This is a genomic window from Marinobacterium rhizophilum DSM 18822 (assembly GCF_000378045.1).
Lineage (GTDB): Bacteria > Pseudomonadota > Gammaproteobacteria > Pseudomonadales > Balneatricaceae > Marinobacterium_A > Marinobacterium_A rhizophilum.
In genome coordinates this window covers 51,786-72,189 of sequence record NZ_KB899111.1, presented here as the reverse complement: position 1 = coordinate 72,189, position 20,404 = coordinate 51,786, and the positions used below count along the sequence as shown (strand labels likewise).

At 58.2% G+C, this 20,404-nt stretch carries 18 protein-coding genes; 9 read left to right on the top strand and 9 right to left on the bottom strand.

What is annotated here, in order from left to right; genetic code table 11:
- Positions 1-78: 78 nt before the first annotated feature.
- Positions 79-828, bottom strand: a complete 750-nt coding sequence (gene phbB / locus F451_RS0120490) for an acetoacetyl-CoA reductase (protein WP_020683290.1) — start codon at positions 826-828, stop codon at positions 79-81.
- Positions 829-1,098: 270 nt separating this feature from the next.
- Between phbB and F451_RS0120480 the strand changes: the two genes are divergently transcribed.
- The 3 genes from F451_RS0120480 to F451_RS0120470 all read left to right on the top strand — a co-directional run bounded on the left by F451_RS0120480 (position 1,099) and on the right by F451_RS0120470 (position 4,935).
- The gene (locus F451_RS0120480) at positions 1,099-1,815 is read left to right on the top strand and encodes a 16S rRNA (uracil(1498)-N(3))-methyltransferase (RefSeq protein ID WP_020683289.1); all 717 of its coding nucleotides are present in this window, start codon (positions 1,099-1,101) and stop codon (positions 1,813-1,815) included.
- A gap of 279 nt (positions 1,816-2,094) precedes the next feature.
- Complete coding sequence (locus F451_RS0120475) at positions 2,095-3,126, top strand: Fe(3+) ABC transporter substrate-binding protein (protein ID WP_020683288.1); 1,032 nt, start codon at positions 2,095-2,097, stop codon at positions 3,124-3,126.
- A gap of 117 nt (positions 3,127-3,243) precedes the next feature.
- A complete protein-coding gene (locus F451_RS0120470) occupies positions 3,244-4,935 on the top strand; it encodes an ABC transporter permease (protein ID WP_020683287.1) in 1,692 nt (563 codons plus the stop codon).
- Positions 4,936-5,233: 298 nt separating this feature from the next.
- On the opposite strand, the gene F451_RS0120465 is transcribed toward F451_RS0120470, so the two are convergent.
- The 3 genes from F451_RS0120465 to ampD all read right to left on the bottom strand — a co-directional run bounded on the left by F451_RS0120465 (position 5,234) and on the right by ampD (position 7,774).
- Positions 5,234-6,280, bottom strand: a complete 1,047-nt coding sequence (locus F451_RS0120465) for an ABC transporter ATP-binding protein (RefSeq protein ID WP_020683286.1) — start codon at positions 6,278-6,280, stop codon at positions 5,234-5,236.
- Positions 6,281-6,386: 106 nt separating this feature from the next.
- Positions 6,387-7,211 (bottom strand): hypothetical protein, encoded by an 825-nt coding sequence (locus tag F451_RS0120460; protein ID WP_020683285.1) that lies wholly within the window; start codon positions 7,209-7,211, stop codon positions 6,387-6,389.
- Positions 7,208-7,774, bottom strand: a complete 567-nt coding sequence (gene ampD, locus F451_RS0120455) for a 1,6-anhydro-N-acetylmuramyl-L-alanine amidase AmpD (RefSeq protein WP_020683284.1) — start codon at positions 7,772-7,774, stop codon at positions 7,208-7,210. The genes F451_RS0120460 and ampD overlap by 4 nt, the downstream gene beginning before the upstream one ends.
- A 93-nt stretch (positions 7,775-7,867) precedes the next feature.
- Here ampD and nadC point away from each other — a divergent pair, with 93 nt between their 5' ends.
- Entirely contained in the window at positions 7,868-8,707 is an 840-nt protein-coding gene (gene nadC / locus F451_RS0120450) for a carboxylating nicotinate-nucleotide diphosphorylase (RefSeq protein WP_020683283.1), read from the top strand.
- Positions 8,708-8,851: 144 nt separating this feature from the next.
- Here nadC and F451_RS0120445 read toward each other — a convergent pair whose 3' ends face one another.
- Positions 8,852-9,196 (bottom strand): hypothetical protein, encoded by a 345-nt coding sequence (locus F451_RS0120445; protein WP_020683282.1) that lies wholly within the window; start codon positions 9,194-9,196, stop codon positions 8,852-8,854.
- 247 nt (positions 9,197-9,443) lie between these two features.
- Positions 9,444-10,040 carry a pilin gene (locus tag F451_RS0120440; RefSeq protein ID WP_020683281.1) on the bottom strand — a complete coding sequence of 199 codons (597 nt, stop codon included), beginning with the start codon at positions 10,038-10,040 and terminating at the stop codon, positions 9,444-9,446.
- Between the two features lie 222 nt (positions 10,041-10,262).
- Here F451_RS0120440 and pilB point away from each other — a divergent pair, with 222 nt between their 5' ends.
- From pilB to yacG, 5 genes are all read left to right on the top strand, one after another.
- Complete coding sequence (gene pilB, locus F451_RS0120435; protein ID WP_020683280.1) at positions 10,263-11,972, top strand: type IV-A pilus assembly ATPase PilB; 1,710 nt, start codon at positions 10,263-10,265, stop codon at positions 11,970-11,972.
- 24 nt (positions 11,973-11,996) lie between these two features.
- Positions 11,997-13,217: a type II secretion system F family protein gene (locus tag F451_RS0120430; protein WP_020683279.1), complete on the top strand. Its 1,221-nt coding sequence runs from the start codon at positions 11,997-11,999 to the stop codon at positions 13,215-13,217.
- Positions 13,218-13,351: 134 nt separating this feature from the next.
- On the top strand, positions 13,352-14,218 hold the full coding sequence (locus tag F451_RS0120425; protein WP_020683278.1) for a prepilin peptidase: 867 nt from the start codon (positions 13,352-13,354) through the stop codon (positions 14,216-14,218).
- Between the two features lie 199 nt (positions 14,219-14,417).
- Positions 14,418-15,026 carry a dephospho-CoA kinase gene (gene coaE, locus F451_RS0120420; RefSeq protein ID WP_020683277.1) on the top strand — a complete coding sequence of 203 codons (609 nt, stop codon included), beginning with the start codon at positions 14,418-14,420 and terminating at the stop codon, positions 15,024-15,026.
- The gene (gene yacG / locus F451_RS0120415; protein ID WP_020683276.1) at positions 15,023-15,265 is read left to right on the top strand and encodes a DNA gyrase inhibitor YacG; all 243 of its coding nucleotides are present in this window, start codon (positions 15,023-15,025) and stop codon (positions 15,263-15,265) included. Before coaE ends, yacG begins: the two co-directional genes overlap by 4 nt.
- A 34-nt stretch (positions 15,266-15,299) precedes the next feature.
- On the opposite strand, the gene F451_RS0120410 is transcribed toward yacG, so the two are convergent.
- The 3 genes from F451_RS0120410 to secA form a co-directional block, all read right to left on the bottom strand.
- Positions 15,300-16,250 carry a Nudix family hydrolase gene (locus F451_RS0120410; RefSeq protein WP_020683275.1) on the bottom strand — a complete coding sequence of 317 codons (951 nt, stop codon included), beginning with the start codon at positions 16,248-16,250 and terminating at the stop codon, positions 15,300-15,302.
- Between the two features lie 71 nt (positions 16,251-16,321).
- A complete protein-coding gene (gene argJ / locus F451_RS0120405; protein ID WP_026291933.1) occupies positions 16,322-17,536 on the bottom strand; it encodes a bifunctional glutamate N-acetyltransferase/amino-acid acetyltransferase ArgJ in 1,215 nt (404 codons plus the stop codon).
- 83 nt (positions 17,537-17,619) lie between these two features.
- The gene (gene secA / locus F451_RS0120400; protein ID WP_020683273.1) at positions 17,620-20,388 is read right to left on the bottom strand and encodes a preprotein translocase subunit SecA; all 2,769 of its coding nucleotides are present in this window, start codon (positions 20,386-20,388) and stop codon (positions 17,620-17,622) included.
- Between the last annotated feature and the right edge of the window lie 16 nt (positions 20,389-20,404).

Here is a 20,404-nt window from a genome sequence, read left to right as displayed (position 1 = left end):
AAAAATCCCGCTAATAGCGGGATTTTTTATGCGCGAGCGTTAAAGCTCAAACCAGGGCCAAGGCCCTGGCATGTTCCATCACGACATGTGCAAACCGCCGTTCATGGACAGGTCGGCACCGGTGATATAACCGGACTGCTCGTCAGCGACGAAGGCCACCAGGCGGCCGATCTCTTCCGGCGTACCGAAACGCCCAACCGGAATGGTCGCAGTAATCTTGTCCTGGATATCCTGTGCGATCGCCGCCACCATGGCGGTCTTGATATAGCCGGGTGACACGGTATTAACCGTTACGCCCTTGCGTGCCACTTCCTGCGCCAGCGCCTTGGTGAAACCATGGATACCCGCCTTGGCAGCCGAGTAGTTGCACTGACCGAACTGGCCCTTCTGCGCATTAACAGAAGAAATGTTGATGACGCGGCCCCAGCCCTTGTCCAGCATGCCGTTGATCACGACACGGGTCATATGGAACATGGAGTCAAGGTTGGCGGACATGACTTCGTCCCACTGTTCCCATGTCATCTTCTTGAACTGGCCATCGCGAGTGATACCCGCATTGTTGACCAGGACATCAACGGTGCCGCCAGTCTGCTCCTCAACGTTGGCAATACACTGCTTGCAGGACTCTGCGTCAGTCACGTCGCCGTAGGCGATCATGATTTCATAACCATCCTTGCGCTGCTCGGCCTGCCAGGCCTGCGCCTTTTCATGTTTTCCGCCACTGTTATAGCCGGCAACTACGGTGAAACCCTGGTCTACCAGAGAGCGACAGATAGGAGTACCCAGACCACCGGTACCACCCGTTACAAACGCTATTTTCTTACTCATAAACGCATCCCCATAGTGTCAACTTCCTTCTTTTATAAGGTGACTTATAATTTTCGTGCCTACTGCTTAGCTCGTCCCTAAGTAAAACGACAATAATACCAACCCGCTTTACAAATCAACTTCATTTGCTACAGGCCGATGACAATACCCGTAAAAATTTACGGATATGTGACAAAAAGCAAACTCCACGCCCAGCTCGCCCAGTCTGGCTGGCAAACGTTCTGATATACTGCGCGCCCAAAGCCCTGGCACTCTGCACCCTGCATATCCATGAATCTGATCCTGCTGTTTGAAGACGACTTTATCGCGCCGGGCATCGTACGCCTGAGTGACCGGCGCTACAGCCATATCCACGCGGTGCACAAACCCGCGGTGGGCGAAGAACTGAAAGTAGGGCTGCTCAACGGTCTGACGGGATCCGCCCGCGTGCTGAAACTCGATGACCAGAGCATCGAACTGGAAACCCGCCTGGAACAGCAACCGCCGCCAGCCCTGCCGCTGACCCTGATCTTGGCGCTGCCGCGCCCCAAAATGCTCAAGCGCACGCTCCAGACCATTGCCACCATGGGGGTGAAAAAGCTGTGCCTGATCAACTCCTACCGGGTCGACAAAAGCTACTGGTCTACCCCCCTGCTCAGCGATGAAGCTCTGCGAGAGCAACTGCTGCTGGGACTCGAGCAGGCGGGTGATACAACGCTGCCCCAGGTAACGCTGCACAAGCGCTTCAAGCCCTTCGTGGAGGACGAGCTGCCCATGATCGCTGCCAATACGCGCGCCCTGGTAGCCCACCCTTACGAGGCATCAGCCTGCCCTCCCGCTGCGCAGGCACCCACCACCCTGGCCATAGGCCCGGAGGGAGGATTTATCCGTTATGAGATTGAAAAGCTGCAGCAGGCAGGTCTGGCCCCCATACATGTAGGGCAGCGTATTTTGCGCGTCGAAACGGCAGTGCCGGTCCTGCTGGCACGACTCTTTCCACCACTCTGACACAATGCCGGCAAGGCCAATACGATGCCGCCGGCAGTTGCAGTGCCCGTCAAGACTCACCACGAAAGTGCAAGGTTTGCCGACAAATTGCCCAAACATACCTGATGCTTGCATCAGCGGCGCAAACGCCCGGACCTTGGCGGCAGCCGGGTTCGTATCATGATCCTGGTCAAGTTAAGTGAGAATAATACTCATCTCACTTGACAGCGCCTGGAATATTATTAAGAATTGTTCGCATTACCTTTTACATAAAAACGTCGCACAAAAGTGAGTCTCTGTATGAAAAGCTCCCGCACACTGCTTGCTGCCGCCACCCTGACGCTGGCCGGCACCGCGTCTTTCGCCCAGGCCGCGAACGAAGTCAACATCTACTCTTACCGTCAGGCGTTCCTGATCCAGCCGCTGCTGGAAGAGTTCAGCAAGGAAACGGGCATCCAGGTCAACCTGGTCACCGGCGACAAGGGACTGCTGGAGCGACTGGAGCATGAAGGCCGCAACTCCCCGGCAGACATTCTGCTGACGGCTGAAGTCGGCCCGCTGTACGATGCCACCCAGAAAGGCCTGGTCAGCGCCGTGCAGAGCGACGTGCTGAATGAAAGTATTCCGCAGCACTACCGTGACCCCGAAGGTCGCTGGTTTGGCCTCACCGCCCGTTCACGCATCATTTACGCGTCCAAGGATCGTGTGCAGGACGGCGAAATCAAAACCTACGAAGAGCTCGCCGACCCGAAATGGAAAGGCCGCATCTGTACTCGCAGCGGCAAGCACACCTACAACCTGTCACTGATCGCATCCATGATTGCGCATCACGACGAAGCGTACGCCGAGCAGTGGCTCGAAGACCTCAAGGCCAACCTGGCGCGCAAACCCCAGGGTAACGACCGTGCTCAGGTCAAGGCCGTGAAGGAAGGCGTCTGCGATCTCGCGCTGGGCAACTCTTACTACTTCGGCAAAATGCTGACCAACGAAGAACAGCCGGAACAGAAGGAATGGGCACAGTCCGTTAACCTCGTGTTCCCGAACCAGGATGACCGCGGAGCGCACATGAACATCTCCGGCGCCGCGGTAACCCAGCATGCGCCGAACCGCGACAACGCCATCAAGCTGATCGAGTTCCTCGCCGCCGAAAAGGCCCAGAAAATTTATGCCGAAGTTAACTCCGAGTTCCCGGTACGCCCCGGCACACCCAACTCGGCCCTGATCGAAGAGTACATGGGCAATTTCAAGGGCGACGAAATCAGCCTGAGCGAACTGGGACCGCTGCGCGCCACGGCATCCCGTCTGGTGGACAAAGTCGGATTTGACAACTGATCCGGCACGCTCGCGCAGGACACCCCTGACGGGGCACCCTCGCTCGACATAACTGAGCGAAAACGATAGTCTGCCCGGCTATCGTTTTTCGCCGTTTCAGGACCAGGAACCTTACCGATGAAAGCAGGCACCGCCACCCTGGCGTACAGCCCTCCCCGCCAACCCCGTCCACGCCTTGCGGGATGGTACACGGCGGCCTGGGGCATTGCGCTGATGGTGGCGCTGCCGGTGCTGGCCGTTTTCTACCTGGCATTGTTTCCCGACGAGAACATCTGGGTACACCTGGCCAGCACAGTGCTGCCGGTCTATGTCATCACCACCCTGGAACTGATTATCGGCGTTGCCCTGCTATCCATTCTGGCAGGGGTCGGCAGCGCCTGGCTGGTCACCATGTACAGCTTCCCCGGCAAGCGCCTGTTTGAATGGGCCCTGCTGCTGCCCTTTGCCGTTCCGGCCTATGTGATCGCCTACGTCTATACCGACCTGCTTGAATTCGCAGGCCCCGTACAGGGCGCCCTGCGGGCACTGTTCGGCTGGCAGAGTGCCCGGGACTACTGGTTTCCCGAAATACGCAGCCTCGGCGGCGCGATCCTGATGCTGTCGCTGGTGCTCTATCCCTATATCTACCTGCTGACCCGTGCCGCCTTTCTGGAGCAATCCGTCAGCCTGCGCGATGCCAGCCGGTTACTCGGCTGCACAGCCTGGCAGAGCTTTTATCGTGTATCCCTGCCCATCGCACGCCCGGCCATCGCCGTGGGCGTATCCCTGGTGGCAATGGAAACCATCAATGACTTTGGTACGGTTGACTACTTTGCCGTCAAGAGCCTGACAGCCGGCATCTACGACACCTGGCTGAACATGTACAACCTCGGCGGCGCAGCCCAGATCGCCAGCCTGATGCTGGTGTTCGTGGTCATTCTTATTACGCTGGAGCGTATGGCACGCGCGCAACAGCGCCAGTTTCACAGTGCCGACCGCTTCAGCACACTCCAGCCCACAAGGCTGACGGGCGCCGCCGCACTGGCCGCAAGCACCTTCTGCCTGCTGCCGGTCCTGTGTGGCTTTATCGTGCCCTTCTCCCTGCTGAGCTGGTATGCCTCTTCCTATCTCGATCAGCTCTGGTCCGAGGACTTCATCAGCTACGCCAGCCACAGCTTTACCCTCTCGCTCGGCGCCGCCGTATTATCGATCGTGCTGGCCGTGATCCTGGCCTATGCCAAGCGCCTGTACAGCGAGAAGCGGGCGCTGCTGTTCGCCGTACGTTTTTCAAGCCTGGGCTACGCGATGCCGGGTGCCGTACTGGCGCTGGGTGTCATTATTCCGCTGGCGGCATTCGATAACGCCGTGGACGACTTCATGCGACGCACTTTTGACGTGTCCACCGGCCTGCTGCTCAGCGGCACCACCTTTGCCATCATTCTGGCCTATGTTGTGCGCTTTCTGGCGGTATCCAACGGTGCGGTAGACAGCTCCCTGAGCAAGGTGACCCCGTCCATGGACATGGCGGCGCGCTCGCTCGGCCATAGCGCTTCACAGACGCTGCTGAAGGTGCACCTGCCCCTTATCCGCGGCGGCCTGATGACCGCCCTGCTGGTCGTCTTCGTCGACTGCATGAAGGAGCTGCCGGCGACGCTGATTCTGCGACCGTTCAATTACGATACGCTGGCGACGTTCGTATACCAGTACGCATCCGACGAAATGCTTGAGCGCAGCGCGCTGGCAGCCCTGCTGATTGTACTGGTGGGGGTTTTGCCGGTCATACTGCTGAGCCGCTCCATTACCGCAACCCGGCGACAGAATAACGGTTAGCAGCCTATAGGGCTTAACACTGATCTACTGCGGAAAAGCCGATTTTGGTCATTTTGTGTACTCTTTTTTACTCGTCGCAGGCTCCTCGGTCTGCGACCCCGCTAAAGCGGTTCTTTACACTTCGTTGCAAGTGTTAAATAGAGCCGCTATTCGCCTCAAAAGAGCTCAAAAACTGCCTCATTCAATCGTCGGGAACGATTGAATGTGCAAACCCCGAAGGGGTGAAGCACATGGATGTGCTGAACAAAACGGACTTTCCCTCGTTACGACCGGCCAAGCCCGACAGGCTGCTAGCCGATTACAGATCAAAAAATGCGATCGGGCGGTGTACGGAGACCTGCAGATACACCTGCTCACCGACCGCGTAATCCATCTTCTCGCGCACTTCAGACTCAACCCGGCGCCCGTTCGGCAATTCCAGCGTATAAAGGGTCATTCCCCCGAGAAACTCCCGGGTCAGCACCCGTGCCGGCACCTTCCCCTCGGCCGCCGGGCGCAGGTCTGCGGGGCGAATAAACAGCTGCACCGCACTGCCTCGGGGTGTGCAGAAAGGCTCTGCAAACTCCAGCAGACCCAGCTCGGTCTGGACGCAGGTCTCGCTCTCACAAACGCCGGCAAACAGGCTGCCCTTACCGACAAAACCCGCCACCAGCGGATTCGCCGGGGCATAGTACAATGTCTCGGCACGTCCCCACTGCTGTAACTCGCCACCGGCCAGAATACCCAGCTGGTCACTGATCGCAAACGCTTCTTCCTGGTCATGGGTCACAACGATAGCCGCGATATTCTGATGTTTGAGAATATCGCGCACTTCGAGCGAGAGCTGCTTGCGCAGCTCCGTATCCAGGTTGGAGAAGGGCTCATCCATCAGCAGCAATTGCGGACGGGGTGCCAGCGCCCGCGCCAGCGCGACGCGCTGCTGCTGGCCGCCCGACAGCTCGTGCGGATAACGCCTGGACAGGTCAGGCAACTGAACCAGCTCCAGCACCTCGGCAACCACACGCGCCCTTTCAGCCCGCGAGGCCGACACCAGACCAAAGCTGATGTTCTCGAACACATTCAGGTGTGGAAAAAGGGCGTAATCCTGGAACACCATGCCCATCTGGCGCTTTTCCGGTTCCAGCACATAGTCCGCACTGGACACCGGTACACCGTCAATACGGATACAGCCCGACCTCAGGCGGTTAAACCCGGCAAGCGCCCGCAGCACGGTGGTTTTGCCGCAGCCACTGGGACCCAGCAGGCAGGCGATCTCACCGGCGGCGACCGCGAAGGACAGGTCTTTTACCACGACGTTGTCCTGATAGGCGCAACTGACCGATTCGACTTCCAGCAACTGACTCATGCAAATCCATATCTTTTCGGGTTTCAAACAGGCCAGCACCCACCAGAACTGAAGAGGGTAGCGAGCATTCAATATTTCGCGGGCAAATAATAAATGAAAACAATTCTCAATACAGCCTGATTTCGAGCCCAGCCATGGCCAGTGCTGCAATGATCAGCAGCCAGAGTGTCAGCGCCCGGCCGACCAGGCGCTGCAGAGCCTCCATCTCCTCGGCCCCGCGCTGCGCCAGGGTCCCGGCAAGATCGCGGCTGCCCGCATAGTCTCCAATAGCGCCCAAGCCGACACGAAACAACCACTGAATATCGTTGCGCCGATGCGACAACCGCGACAGCGCGGCCCAGGCACCGTTACCGCTTCCCACAACGAAAAAGCTGAAACCCAGCAAACGCACTGGCAGCCACTGCACCCAATAGGCAAGGGAAGCAGGCCTGATGGTTTCGAGCTGCGGCTGCACCAGCACTGCCAGCAAAAGCCCCGGAATACCCGCGAGCCAGAACCAGAACAAGGGCACAAACAGCGTGAGCAGCAACTGCTGCAAGTAACACTGACAGAGGCGGTAATGCAGCCGTTGCGGCCGCTCGACCTCTCTCTGGGCATCGGCATGACGATGAAAGCGGATTTGCTCCGCGGCATGCATGGAGGCTGCGCTGTACTCCCCCCGCCCCCAAAGGCCGGCGTAGTCTCGCAACAGATTGCCGGGGGTGGAGCGCCCCAGCCAATAACTCAACAACGCGATTTCCAGAACTAACACCGGCAACCCATAGGCAAAATCCAGGCTGAACAGCAGTACGGTTTCGAGACACAGGGACAGGAAAAGCCAAGCGATGACCCGATCCCGGGTTGAGCCGGCTGCCGGCTGATAAGGCTGACTGTGAGGGCTAAACAGCAGCCGGCTGATGAACAGAGCGCTTACCAGCGCCAGAAACTTCATTGGCGCGCCTGCGCTAACTGCGCACGAAAACGATCCCAGTCAAACGCCGGTCCAGGATCCGTCTTGCGTCCGGGCGCGATGTCACTGTGACCCACAATGCGTGCATCGGTCAGCTGCGGGAAGCGCTGTTGCAACTGCAGCGTGACCGCTACCAGCGCGCGATACTGCGCATCGGTGTAGGGCTGCTCGTCGGTGCCCTCCAGCTCGATCCCGATGGAAAAGTCGTTACAGTTTGCCTGCCCCTCAAAACGGGAGCGGCCGGCATGCCAGGCCCGCAACTCCAGCGGCACAAACTGAATCAGGGCACCGCTGCGCTCAATCAGCAGGTGCGCCGACACCTCCATGCCTTCGATGTTGCGAAAGTATGGATGGGCATGCCAATCGAGGCGGTTACAAAAAAACTGCTCGACACATCCAGTGCCAAACTGTCCGGGCGGCAGGCTGATATTATGAAGAACCAGCAAGGAAACCTCGCACCCCGCCGGGCGCGTATTATGATTCGGGCTTGCCACAAAACGTGCACTGGAAAGCAGTCCTGCGGGCAGCGGCTTGGCTGTCGCCATCAATTACCCCTATTAGCAACATCCGGATTGGGCTAGAATTCTGCCTATATTAGCATCTCTCGCCTTTCCATTGCTGTTGCAGATCAAACACCTATGCTGACCCAACAAGACCTGAAAGATACCATCCGCGAAAGCGTTGCCCTGGCTCTGGCCGAGGATATCGGCGACGGCGACATTACCGCCCAACTGATACCGGCCACACAACCGGGTCACGCCCGCGTTATTACGCGCCAGCGCGCCGTTATCTGCGGTACCGACTGGGTTAATGAAGTCTTTCGCCAGGTCGACCCTCAGGTTCAACTCACCTGGCACGTGCATGACGAACAGAGCGTGGAACCCGACCAGCTGCTGTTTGAAGCCAAAGGCGCCGCCCGCTCGCTGCTGACTGCCGAACGTGCCGCCCTGAACTTCCTGCAGACCCTCTCAGGCACCGCCACCATCAGCCGCCACTATGCGGACCTGGTCAAGGACACCGGCGTGCGCCTGCTGGACACCCGCAAAACATTGCCGGGACTGCGCAAAGCACAGAAATACGCCGTCACCTGCGGTGGCTGTTTCAACCATCGCATCGGCCTGTACGACGCCTTCCTGATCAAGGAAAACCATATCCTGGCCTGTGGCGGCATAGACGCAGCCATCCGCACCGCCCGCACCAATGAGCCCGGCAAGCCCGTGGAGCTCGAAGTGGAAACCCTGGCACAGCTGGATGAAGCACTTAATGCCGGTGCCGATATCGTCATGCTGGACAACTTCAGCCTGGACGACATGCGCACGGCCGTTAAAACCACCGCCGGCAAGGCCAAACTCGAAGCCTCCGGCGGAATCAGCGAAGCAACCCTGAGGCCCATCGCCGAAACCGGCGTAGACTATATATCCATCGGCGCCCTGACAAAACACTGCCAGGCCGTGGATCTGTCCATGCGGCTGGTTTAAATACCGGATAGTTCAGAAACATGCTGAAAAAATAAAAAAGGGCGTACTGATAAGTGCGCCCTTTTTTGATCTGAATCAAATAATTAATTCCTGGCATTAAGAGCTGCTCGCGAAATACCACTGAAAACAGACCGAGCCGAATACTTAGGGCTTGCAGGACGCCTTGCCAATTAAATTCCAGTCCTCGCTCTGACGGATTTTATCCAGATCGTAGACTTCCACCGAGGTCTCGGTAATTCCCTGGCTTAGCAATAGCGCGCAAACATCCAGCGCCGCGGCATCCTTCGGCGCCCCATCAGCCAGCATACCCACCGCCAGTATGGCCCCATCCTGCCACCAGACCGGACGCGCTGGAAAGCGGGCGTCCTTGGCCAGCTGCGCTTCCACTGCAGCACGCACGCTCTCGGGCACGGGTTCAGCCTGCCGATTAAGATACAGGGTTACGCCGACGGACAACGCAATAAGTACAAGCAGAATTATTCTTTTCATAGCGATCAAGTCTGCCCCAGCAGCTCTTGGGACGATAGTATACTTTGGTAACGCCAAGCCAAGTGCACAAAACCTACCCAAGCAAGGCCATCAAGAAAACAGACAAAGGGATTAGCGACTCCAGCGATTAAAAACCCAACACCAGGCAACGTCTGTCAAAACCTATTCCTTGGAGCCTGCAATAAAGAAAGAGCCCCGGCCTATGCCGGGGCTCTTTCTTGGGGGCAATTTCCTATTTTACTATGATCTAGCGACATTCGTTCGGAACAAATCGCGGATCAACACCAACACCTACGCCCAAAGCTACCGGCACTGCAGCTCCAAAGTTCGTGGTTGCTGTCACGTTTGTTTCAGATACACACGCCCAATCAATCGTGCCGGCAGTACCCGCGAGTAAAGCAGCTCCAAGCTGCGTAGCATCTCCAGGCAGAGGTCCGGTTCGAACGAAAGGAGTCAACGTAAGGTTGAGACCGGCCGCTCCCAGACCAGTAGCAGCACCATCGTAAAGAATCGTAATCACACCCGTAGCTGTATTTACCTGTACAGATTGAACATATTTACTCGAAGCACCAGTATTAGTTGCTTGGGCGTTCCAACTCGTCGCCGCGTTCAAGAGCTCGTTAACGGTGGTACCTTCTGTCGCAACCATCACCTGTGCATCCGCGGCAATACTCAAGCCTTCCGTGACACGCGAGCGCGTCACGTAATCACGGTAAGCCGGCAGCGCGATGGCCGCCAGAATACCGATGATCGCGATAACGATCATCAATTCGATCAGGGTAAAGCCTTTTTGCCCTGTTCTGACTGTTCTGTTCATTTTGTGTTTCTCCAGCGAGTTTTCCATTTTATGAGTCTCCATGATCAGGCAGTTCTACCCAATCAGCCCTGTGACAAAGGGCAGCTTGATCCAATCTGACGACGATATAGCATTGCACTAAATCGTATCATATCTATTACACTCCAGTGACCAAGGATCAGTATAGTCTGCATTTTCAAAGAGTCACGCAAGTGCTATGTTACATCCTGATCGAGTTCAAACATCGGACGGTTCAATTCGGGAGTCAAGGTGAACGCTTTTCAACCCCTCAGCGGTCTCGCCAAGCGACTGGTAAATGATGGTGTATTTTCTGCCGAAGTTGCGGTCGACGCGATCGCCCAGGCACGGGCGGCACAAAAACCCTTTATCAGCCATATCATCGAAAAGCGCCTGGTCAGCGCACACCGCGCCGCCTGCGCCGCCTCCGACGAGTTTGGACTCCCGCTGCTGGACCTTGATGTTATCGCCCGCGAAGCACTGCCCCAGGGGCTGGTGTCGGAAGCACTCATCAGCAAGCACCATGCGCTACCGCTGATGAAGCGTGAAAACCGGCTCTTTATCGCCATCGCCGACCCCACCAATATCCAGGCGCTGGACGAGATAAAATTTCATACGGGCACCACCACCGAAGGCGTGATTGTCGAGGAAGACAAACTGCGCCGGCTGATCGACGCCTTCCTGGATAACCAGCACAGCGCGCTGGACGACCTGGCCGACTCCGACCTCGACAACCTCGACGTCGGCGAAGGCCAGCAAGTCGAGTCCGCCGAAACTGCAGAAGAAGCCGCCAACGACGCTCCTATCGTGCGCTTCGTGAACAAGATACTGCTGGATGCCATCAAGAATGGCGCCTCGGATATCCATTTCGAGCCCTATGAGAAGCACTACCGCATCCGTAGCCGTATCGACGGAATTTTGCAGGAAGTGGCCAAGCCCCCAGCCAACCTGGCGCCGCGCCTGGCCGCGCGCCTGAAAGTCATGTCGCGCATGGATATTTCCGAGCGCCGCATGCCCCAGGATGGACGCATCAAGATGAAGATCTCGGCCAAACGGGCCATCGACTTTCGCGTCAACAGCCTGCCGACCCTGTGGGGGGAAAAAATCGTACTGCGTATCCTGGACCCTGCCAGCGCCAAGATGGGGGTCGATGCACTGGGCTTTGAGCCGGACCAGAAAGAGGTCTTTCTCGCCACCCTGACCAAACCCCAGGGGATGGTCCTGGTAACCGGCCCCACCGGCAGCGGCAAGACGGTGACACTCTATACCGGCCTCAATATTCTCAATGATGAAGAACGCAATATTTCCACCGCCGAGGATCCGGTGGAGATTAACATGGAAGGCATCAACCAGGTGCATGTCAACGTCAAGGTCGGCCTGACCTTTGCCGAAGCGCTGCGCGCCTTTTTGCGCCAGGACCCTGATGTTGTCATGGTCGGCGAGATTCGAGACCTGGAAACCGCCGAGATCGGCATCAAGGCCGCCCAGACGGGCCACATGGTGCTCTCGACGCTGCACACTAACAGCTCGCCCGAAACCCTGACCCGCCTGCGCAACATGGGCGTGCCGGCGTTCAATATCGCCACCTCCGTCACGCTGATTATCGCCCAGCGCCTGGCACGACGCCTGTGTGAATCCTGCAAGCGCCCGGCCGATATTCCCGAGGCCGCCCTGCTCGCAGAAGGCTTCACCCAGGAGCAGCTGGAAAATACTACACTCTTTGAAGCCAACCCCGAAGGTTGCCCGAAATGCAACCGGGGCTACAAGGGCCGCGTCGGGATTTACGAGATGCTGCCGATGAGTTCAGAGGTCGCTAACGTGATCATGAATAACGGCAACTCGCTTGATATCCTGCGCGTGGCACAGGCAGACGGCTTTCGCACCTTGCGCGGGTCCGGCCTGATCAAGGTTGCGAGAGGCCTTACCAGCCTCGAAGAAATGAACCGGGTTATCGTTACCTGAGCGTAAGTCATTACAGGGATTACTATGGCCACGAAAGAAATCAAACTGCAGACCTTTGTCTGGCAGGGGCGTGACAAAAGCGGCAACGTCACCAAAGGCAAGCTCGATGCGGCCAATGTTGCCACGGCCAAGGCCCAGCTTCGGCGCCAGGGCATTACACCCAAGAAAGTCGCCAAGGAAAGCATCTCCATTTTCAGCAACCGCTCCAAGGCGATCAAGCCACTTGATATCGCCTTTTTCACGCGCCAGATGGCGACGATGCTGAAATCTGGTGTTCCTCTGATCCAAGCGCTAGAGATCGTTGCCGGGGGCTCGGAGAAAGACAAACTCAAAAAAATGCTCTACGACATTCGCAACGATGTCAGCGGTGGATCTGACTTTTCCACGGCACTGTCCAAGTTCCCCATTTTCTTTGATGACCTGTACTGCAACCTGGTCAAGGCCGGAGAACAGTCGGGTGCACTCGATGCCATGCTCGACCGCATAGCCACCTACAAGGAAAAGGTCGAGGCCCTGAAAGCAAAAATCCGCAAGGCAATGACCTACCCGGCGGCGGTAATCATCGTCGGTATTATTGTCACCGCTATACTGCTGGTTAAGGTCGTACCCGTTTTTGACGACGTGTTCAGTAGTTTTGGCGCAGATCTGCCGGCATTTACTCGCTTCGTGGTCAACCTGTCGGAATCTGCACAAAAATGGTGGTTTGTAGTACTGCTTGGCATCGCGCTATTCGGCTACCTGTTTCAGAGCACCCATCGCAAGTCGGAGAAATTTCGTGATTTCGTCGACCGCGCGGTGCTTAAAATCCCGGTACTGGGTACGATACTGCACAAGGCGGCCATCGCCCGCTTCGCACGCACACTGGCCACGACCTTTGCCGCTGGCGTGCCGTTGGTCGAGGCTCTGGATTCCGCTGCAGGCGCCGTTGGCAACGTGGTCTATCGCAACGCGGTTATTCAGATCCGTAACGGCGTATCGACTGGACAATCGCTTGTGAATGCAGTCCAGATGACCGGCATCTTCCCCAACATGACCATACAGATGATCGGTATCGGTGAGGAAGCCGGCTCGCTGGAAATGATGCTCGACAAGGTCGCGGCCTTTTACGAGCAAGAGGTGGATAATGCAGTGGATTCCCTGTCCAGCCTGATGGAACCCTTGATCATGGCGGTACTCGGCGTTCTGGTGGGCGGTCTGGTTATCGCCATGTATCTGCCCATCTTCCAGCTGGGTAACGTTTTGTAGGAGACTGTGGGAGCGCTCTCTATGGGCGAATAAAGCTTTCGACACCTTCGGGCTCGCCCGAAGACCGGGCTCCCACAACGAACCGCAGCCTGCCGTCACCATCCAACAATCTCGACCCCAGACTGAATCAATACATGTATTTCGAATTTATGGCAGACGCCCCGCTGATTGCGATCGTTTTTACCTTTGTGGTGGCGCTGCTCGTAGGCAGCTTCCTGAATGTGGTTATTCACCGCCTGCCCCTGATGATGGAGCGGGAGTGGCAAGCCATGGCGACAGATACAGGCTCACATAGCGAGGAGCCGGCCAGCGAGGCTTTCAACCTGGCCGTACCGGCATCGCGCTGCCCCCATTGCCAGCATCGTATCCGCTGGTACGAGAACATTCCGCTGATAAGCTACCTGGCATTAGGGGGCAAATGCTCGGCCTGTTCAGCACCGATATCGATACGTTACCCGATGGTCGAGCTGCTCACCGCCCTGGTCAGCAGCTATGTCATCTGGCATTTCGGCTTCAACTCCACGGGCTTCAGCCTGGTCGCATTAAGCTGGGCCCTGATTGTACTGACGTTCATTGACGTTGATCACCAACTGCTGCCGGATCGCATAACACTGCCGCTCATCTGGCTTGGGCTCATCATAAACAGCTTCACGCTCTTTACGACCCTGGAATCCGCCCTCTGGGGTGCTGTGGTCGGCTACCTGGCGCTCTGGTCCATCTACTGGCTGTTCAAGCTCATGACCGGCAAGGAAGGCATGGGCTATGGCGACTTCAAGCTGCTGGCGGCGCTCGGCGCCTGGTGCGGCGTTGAACAGCTGCCACTGATCATCCTGCTATCCTCGGTTGTGGGCATTCTGCTCGCAATGGCGCTCATACTGCTGCGCAAGCACCAGGTCGCCAATCCCCTGCCCTTTGGACCCTACCTTGCTATCGCAGGCTGGGTCGCCATTATCTGGGGCCGTCCGATTACCGAAGCCTATCTGCAGCTGTTCAGCATCTAGTGTACTGTTGCACTCTTGGTGATGTTTTAGAACGCGCTCATTTTTTCGCCAGTCAAGGCGTGAGGCGGAGTCATAGTAGGGCTATGGCGACAACGAACAACCCAGGATGACGGAAAAAAGAGGCCATTATAAGGTTCATATAGGCTGCAACAGTACACTCGTTCATCGGTCTCGCTGAAAGCAGCAGGAGATATTAAGCATGTTTGTTGCGGGTTTGACCGGCGGCATCGGCAGTGGCAAAAGCGCTGTCGCCAATCTGCTGCAGGAGCAAGGCATCGTTGCGGTTGATGCCGATCAGGTTGCGCGGGACGTTGTCTTGCCGGGAGAACCTGCGCTGGCGCAGATCGCTCAGCATTTTGGCACGGACATACTGCTGCCCGATGGCACGCTGGACCGGACCCAGCTGCGCCAAATCGTGTTCGCTGACCCGAAGGCCCGCCTGTGGCTGGAAGCGCTGCTGCACCCGCTGATCCGGGAGCGTATCCAGGCATCGCTGCACGCCGCAACGTCGCCCTACAGCCTGCTGGTATCACCGCTGTTACTTGAGACCGATCAGCACAGCCTGGTGAATCACGTCATCGTGGTGGACGTACCTGAGGAGACCCAGCTGCAACGTACCGTCGAGCGTGATCAGAACAGCCCGGATCAGGTAAAGCGCATCATGGCGGCGCAAATCGACCGCCAATCCAGACTTGCCAGAGCCGACAGCATCATCGACAATTCAGGCAACCTTCAATCCCTGCGCACCGCCACCCTGCAGTTACATCAGACCTTACTGCAGCTGGCGCAAGACCTGAGAGATTCATGACTACCAGCCAGACCAAGACCAGCAGCAAGACAAAGACCATCAAGTGCCCGCAGTGCGGCAAGCCCAGCGAATGGAGCCCCGCCAACAGCTACCGCCCCTTCTGCAGCGAACGCTGCAAGCTGATTGATCTGGGCACCTGGGCAAATGAAGAGTACCGCATCCCTACGGCGCCATCGGAGGATGATTACAGTACAGGCATGGATGACGACGAACGCCCGCATACGCCTACGCGGCACTGAAAAGCGGTATCAGGTAAGAAGCTGTCCGACCGGCTCAGCCCCACCAGGCGCTGATGGCCGCCACGCCCTGGGCCCCATGGACCCAGGCATCGCCCAGATCACTTTCGCCCAATCCGCCCAGCGCATACACTGGTAGCGTCGCATCGCTGCACAGACGCGCAAACCCCGGCCAGCCAAGTGACGTGGCTTGGGGGTGTGAGCGCGTCGGCGCAAGCGGAGACAGCGTCACGAAATCCAGCCCCAGCGCAGCCGCACGTGCCAGTTCGGAGTCGTCATGACAGGATGCGCTGAGCCACTCCCCCTGAAAGGCGTCTCGTGCATCCAGACGCGCCAATCGATGACGATTGAGGTGCAATGCACGAGCCCCGAGACTGTTCGCCAGCGCCAGCTCGCAATTCACGGCAAGCGTGGCGCCGGCAGCATCACACAGGGGCAACAGCTGCCGGTACAGGTCGCAAAAGTCGGATTCCGATAGTGCCGGCGCCCGCAGCATTACCCAGCGCAGCCCGAGCGCCAGCGCACGCTGCGTGCACGCAAGGTACTGTGCCATATCCGCCGCTTCGCCGGTAATCAACATGCGGGCGGGCAGTCTCGCGGCCGCCAGAATAGGCTGGTTGGCGGCCGGAAAACGGTAACCGGACAGCTCATCCAGACTCACCCAGCGCACCGGCTGACCTTCGCGCCCGTGGGCCTCACCGTCAAACTGATCCACGACAAACACGTCCAGCAGTACCGACTTGTCGGCATAGTGGTGCGGTATTTGAATCAGCGGGCGCGCGCCACGTACACGAATACCCAGCTCTTCATGCAGTTCGCGATCCAGCGCATCAGGCACCGCCTCACCGGCCTCGACCTTGCCCCCGGGGAACTCCCAGAGCCCGCCCTGGTGCTTGTCATCGGGCCTGCGGGCCAGCAGAACGCGCTTGTCCCGGTCCAGGATAACGGCAGCGGCAACGTGAATCAGTCGATGTTTTGTATTGCTCATGCAGGAAGTCTTCGAGATACACGCGTGCCAGGCGCCCCAGGACGGGCAACCCGGCACACGATGGTCAGGAGTTAGCTGCGGTAATCCGCATTGATACGTACATACTCTTCAGAGAAGTCCGTCGTCCAGACGGTTTCACATGCATCCCCCCGGTCCAGCACCACGCGGATCAGGATATCCTCCTGCTGCATGACGCGCTGCCCGGCAGCTTCGGTGTAGCCTGGGGAGCGACCGCCATTCTCGACAATGCACACATCGCCCAGGTAAAGGCGCAGCGCATCAAGATCGAGGTCCTGGATACCCGCGCGGCCAACGGCTGCCAGAATACGGCCCCAGTTTGGATCACTGGCAAAGAGTGCCGTTTTCACCAGCGGCGAATGCGCGATGGTATAGGCGGTCTGCAATGCTTCGGCGCTGGTGCGCGCACCCTCTACCTGCACAGTGACAAACTTGGTCGCCCCCTCACCATCGCGCACGATGGCATGGGACAACTCCAGCAATACCGACTCCACCGCCGAGGTGAACTGCGCCAGCAACTCTGCATCATCCTCATTGACAACGACACCGCTCTGCCCCGTCGCGATCAGCATGCAGCTGTCGTTGGTCGAGGTATCGCCATCAATGGTAATGCGGTTAAACGACTTGTCGGCTGCGGCTGCAAGAATCCGCTGCAGCAGGGGTGCGGCTACGCCAGCATCCGTGCCTATATAGGCCAGCATGGTAGCCATATTTGGCATGATCATGCCGGCACCCTTGGAAATACCGGTCAGGCTCACGGTTTTGCCCTGGTATTCGAACTGGCACGAGGCCGCCTTGGGCCGCGTATCAGTGGTCATAATACCGCTGGCCGCGTCTTCCCAGCCGTTTTCATCCAGAGCGTCCAGTGCCGCCGGCAAGGTTTCTACGATCTTGTCGACCGGCAGCTTTTCACCGATGACACCGGTTGAAAACGGCAGTACCCGCTCAATCGGCTCGGACACCAGCTGCGCCAGTGCCGCGCAGCACTGGGTCGCATCCTGCATGCCCTCGGCGCCGGTACCGGCGTTGGCATTACCGGTATTGGTCAGCAGGTAACGCGGCGCACAGGCCAGATGGCGTTTGGCAATCTGCACCGGTGCGGCACAAAATGCATTGAGGGTAAAGACGCCGGCAACGGTGGCGCCCTCGCACAGCTCCATCACGACCAGATCCCTGCGACCTGGTTTTTTGATGCCCGCCGAAGCGGTGCCAATACGCATGCCCCTGATCGGGTGCAGTACGGGTAAGGTTCCGGGACCTACAGCCATAACCTTTTAATCCTCAATAGATGCCGCCCGGGCAGTACCACGGGGCTGAAACCTCAGCCGGGTACCGCCTGCTGCCAGCGGCCTTAGCTTAATTGACCGTGACACTGCTTGTACTTTTTGCCCGAACCGCAGGGGCAGGGATCATTGCGTCCGACCTTGGGCGCTTCACGCACAAAGGTCTCAACCTGGGCATCATCACCCTGTGCCACGGCGCGGGTGTCTTGCGCCGCCGCCTGAGATTCCGCCTCCTCATGCATGGCGCTGCTCGCATCATGCTGATAGTTCATCTGCTGACGCTCTGCCTGCTCGCGGCGCTTCTGCTCGACAACCTCGACCTCTTCAGGCTGGCGCACCTGTACATGGCTCAGCACCTTGATCAGGTCGCGCTTGATATTCTCAAGCAGCTCCTGGAACAGCTGGAAGGCTTCGCGCTTGTACTCCTGCTTCGGGTTTTTCTGCGCATAACCGCGCAGATGAATACCCTGGCGCAGCTGATCCATGGTTTGCAGGTGCTCCTTCCACAGAGTGTCGAGTACCTGCAGCATGACCTGCTTCTCAAAGGTGCGCATACCCTCTGCCCCCACCAGCGCCTCCTTCTGCGCATAGCTTTCGCTGATGGCAGAGGTGATTTTCTCGCGCAGGCCCTCTTCATGCAGGCTGTCGTCTTCGTCCAGCCACTGCTGCAACGGCAGCTCTATGGCAAATTCGGCTTGCAGGGCCTTCTCCAGCCCCTCGATATCCCACTGTTCGGCAAGGCTTTGCGGCGCGATGTATTCGCTGATGGCGTTATCAACCACTTCAGCGCGCACTTCTGCCACGATATCGGAGATATCGTCACTGGCCATCAGTTCATTGCGCTGACGGTAGATTACGCTGCGCTGGTCGTTTGCCACATCATCGTATTCGAGCAGCGATTTGCGGATATCGAAGTTGCGGCCTTCCACCTTGCGCTGTGCCTTCTCAATGGCATTGCTGACCATTTTGTGCTCGATAGCCTCTCCCCGCTCCATGCCCAGCGCCTGCATGAACTGGCGTACCCGCTCGGAAGCAAAAATACGCATCAGGTCATCTTCCAGCGACAGGAAGAAGCGCGACGACCCCGGATCACCCTGGCGACCGGCGCGACCACGCAGCTGGTTGTCGATACGACGCGACTCGTGGCGTTCGGTGCCCAGAATGTGCAGGCCGCCCGCCGCTACCACCTGGTCGTGACGCGCCTGCCAGGCTGCCTTCGCCGCCGCCACTTGCTCGTCGGTCGGGTTGTCCAGCGCAGCGAGTTCCGCCTCCAGCTTGCCACCGAGCATGATATCGGTACCACGCCCCGCCATGTTGGTGGCGATCGTCACGGCGCCCGGGCGCCCGGCATCGGCAATGATGCCGGCTTCCATGACATGGTTCTTGGCATTGAGCACGCTGTGCTTGAGGTGCTGCTTGTTGAGCAGGGTCGAGATCAGCTCCGAGGACTCGATCGAAGCCGTACCCACCAGCACCGGCTGGCCTTTTTCCTGGCACGACTTGATCTCGTCGATAATGGCTTCGTACTTCTCTTCCATGGTCAGGAAGACGATATCGTTCTGGTCCACCCGGGAGACTGCTCGGTTGGTCGGAATAACGACCACATCGAGGCCGTAAATCTGGCGCAGCTCGAAAGCCTCTGTATCGGCGGTGCCGGTCATGCCGGACAACTTGCTGTACAGGCGGAAGTAATTCTGGAAAGTCGTGGAGGCCAGGGTCTGGCTTTCAAGCTGAACCTGAACACCCTCCTTCGCTTCAACCGCCTGGTGCAACCCTTCGGACCAGCGCCGCCCCGGCATGATGCGCCCGGTGTGCTCGTCGACGATCACGACCTGATTGTCCTGCACGATGTAATCAATATCGCGCTGAAACAGGTTGTGCGCCCGCAGCGCCGCCAGCACATGGTGCAGCAGGCTCAGGTTGCTCGGCGCATAGAGGCTTTCACCCTCACCCAGCAGACCGTTGCTGACCAATATTTCCTCAACCCGCTGATGGCCGGCTTCGGTCAACTCAACGCTGCGGTTTTTCTCGTCGACCACGAAGTGCTCGTTGATAACCTGCGTATCGTCCTTGGGATCGATCTCGCCTTCAAAGCGCTTGAGCTCGGGTATCAGGGTATTGATCTTGCGGTACATCGCTGAGCTGTCTTCGGCGGGACCAGAGATAATCAGCGGAGTACGGGCCTCGTCGATCAGGATGGAGTCAACCTCATCGACCACGGCGAAATTGAACGCGCGCTGTACCTTGTCGGCCAGGCTGAAGGCCATATTGTCGCGCAGGTAGTCAAAGCCGAATTCATTGTTGGTGCCGTAGGTGATGTCGCTCGCGTAGGCCGCACGCTTGACCTGCTGATCCTGACCCGACAGCACCACACCGACACTCAGACCCAGTCCTTCATAGAGCGGGCGCATCCAGTCCGCATCGCGCCGTGCCAGGTAGTCATTGACGGTAACCACGTGCACGCCCTCGCCATCGAGCGCATTGAGGTAAACCGCCAGCGTTGCCACCAGGGTTTTACCTTCACCGGTGCGCATTTCGGCGACTTTGCCTTCATGCAGGGCGATACCACCGACCATCTGCACATCGAAGTGGCGCAGCCCCAAAGTACGCTTGGAGACTTCGCGTACCACGGCAAAGGCTTCCGGCAGCAGCGAATCGAGCGTTTCGCCCTGCTCAAGGCGCTGCCGAAAAGCAGCGGTTTGTCCGCGCAGCGCCTCGTCACTGAGCTTTTCTATTTCGGGCTCAAGCGCGTTGATTTGTTCGACGATCTTGCCCATGCGCTTGAGTTCCCGGTCGTTCTTGCTCCCGAAAACCTTCTTCAATAGTGATGTCAGCATAATCCGAATTTCAACC

Coding starts and splice junctions, on each gene's coding strand:
- phbB (WP_020683290.1), bottom strand. CDS start 828: ATGAGTAAGAAAATAGCGTTTGTAACGGGTGGTACCGGTGGTCTGGGT.
- F451_RS0120480 (WP_020683289.1), top strand. CDS start 1,099: ATGAATCTGATCCTGCTGTTTGAAGACGACTTTATCGCGCCGGGCATC.
- F451_RS0120475 (WP_020683288.1), top strand. CDS start 2,095: ATGAAAAGCTCCCGCACACTGCTTGCTGCCGCCACCCTGACGCTGGCC.
- F451_RS0120470 (WP_020683287.1), top strand. CDS start 3,244: ATGAAAGCAGGCACCGCCACCCTGGCGTACAGCCCTCCCCGCCAACCC.
- F451_RS0120465 (WP_020683286.1), bottom strand. CDS start 6,280: ATGAGTCAGTTGCTGGAAGTCGAATCGGTCAGTTGCGCCTATCAGGAC.
- F451_RS0120460 (WP_020683285.1), bottom strand. CDS start 7,211: ATGAAGTTTCTGGCGCTGGTAAGCGCTCTGTTCATCAGCCGGCTGCTG.
- ampD (WP_020683284.1), bottom strand. CDS start 7,774: ATGGCGACAGCCAAGCCGCTGCCCGCAGGACTGCTTTCCAGTGCACGT.
- nadC (WP_020683283.1), top strand. CDS start 7,868: ATGCTGACCCAACAAGACCTGAAAGATACCATCCGCGAAAGCGTTGCC.
- F451_RS0120445 (WP_020683282.1), bottom strand. CDS start 9,196: ATGAAAAGAATAATTCTGCTTGTACTTATTGCGTTGTCCGTCGGCGTA.
- F451_RS0120440 (WP_020683281.1), bottom strand. CDS start 10,040: ATGGAAAACTCGCTGGAGAAACACAAAATGAACAGAACAGTCAGAACA.
- F451_RS0120430 (WP_020683279.1), top strand. CDS start 11,997: ATGGCCACGAAAGAAATCAAACTGCAGACCTTTGTCTGGCAGGGGCGT.
- F451_RS0120425 (WP_020683278.1), top strand. CDS start 13,352: ATGTATTTCGAATTTATGGCAGACGCCCCGCTGATTGCGATCGTTTTT.
- coaE (WP_020683277.1), top strand. CDS start 14,418: ATGTTTGTTGCGGGTTTGACCGGCGGCATCGGCAGTGGCAAAAGCGCT.
- yacG (WP_020683276.1), top strand. CDS start 15,023: ATGACTACCAGCCAGACCAAGACCAGCAGCAAGACAAAGACCATCAAG.
- F451_RS0120410 (WP_020683275.1), bottom strand. CDS start 16,250: ATGAGCAATACAAAACATCGACTGATTCACGTTGCCGCTGCCGTTATC.
- argJ (WP_026291933.1), bottom strand. CDS start 17,536: ATGGCTGTAGGTCCCGGAACCTTACCCGTACTGCACCCGATCAGGGGC.
- secA (WP_020683273.1), bottom strand. CDS start 20,388: ATGCTGACATCACTATTGAAGAAGGTTTTCGGGAGCAAGAACGACCGG.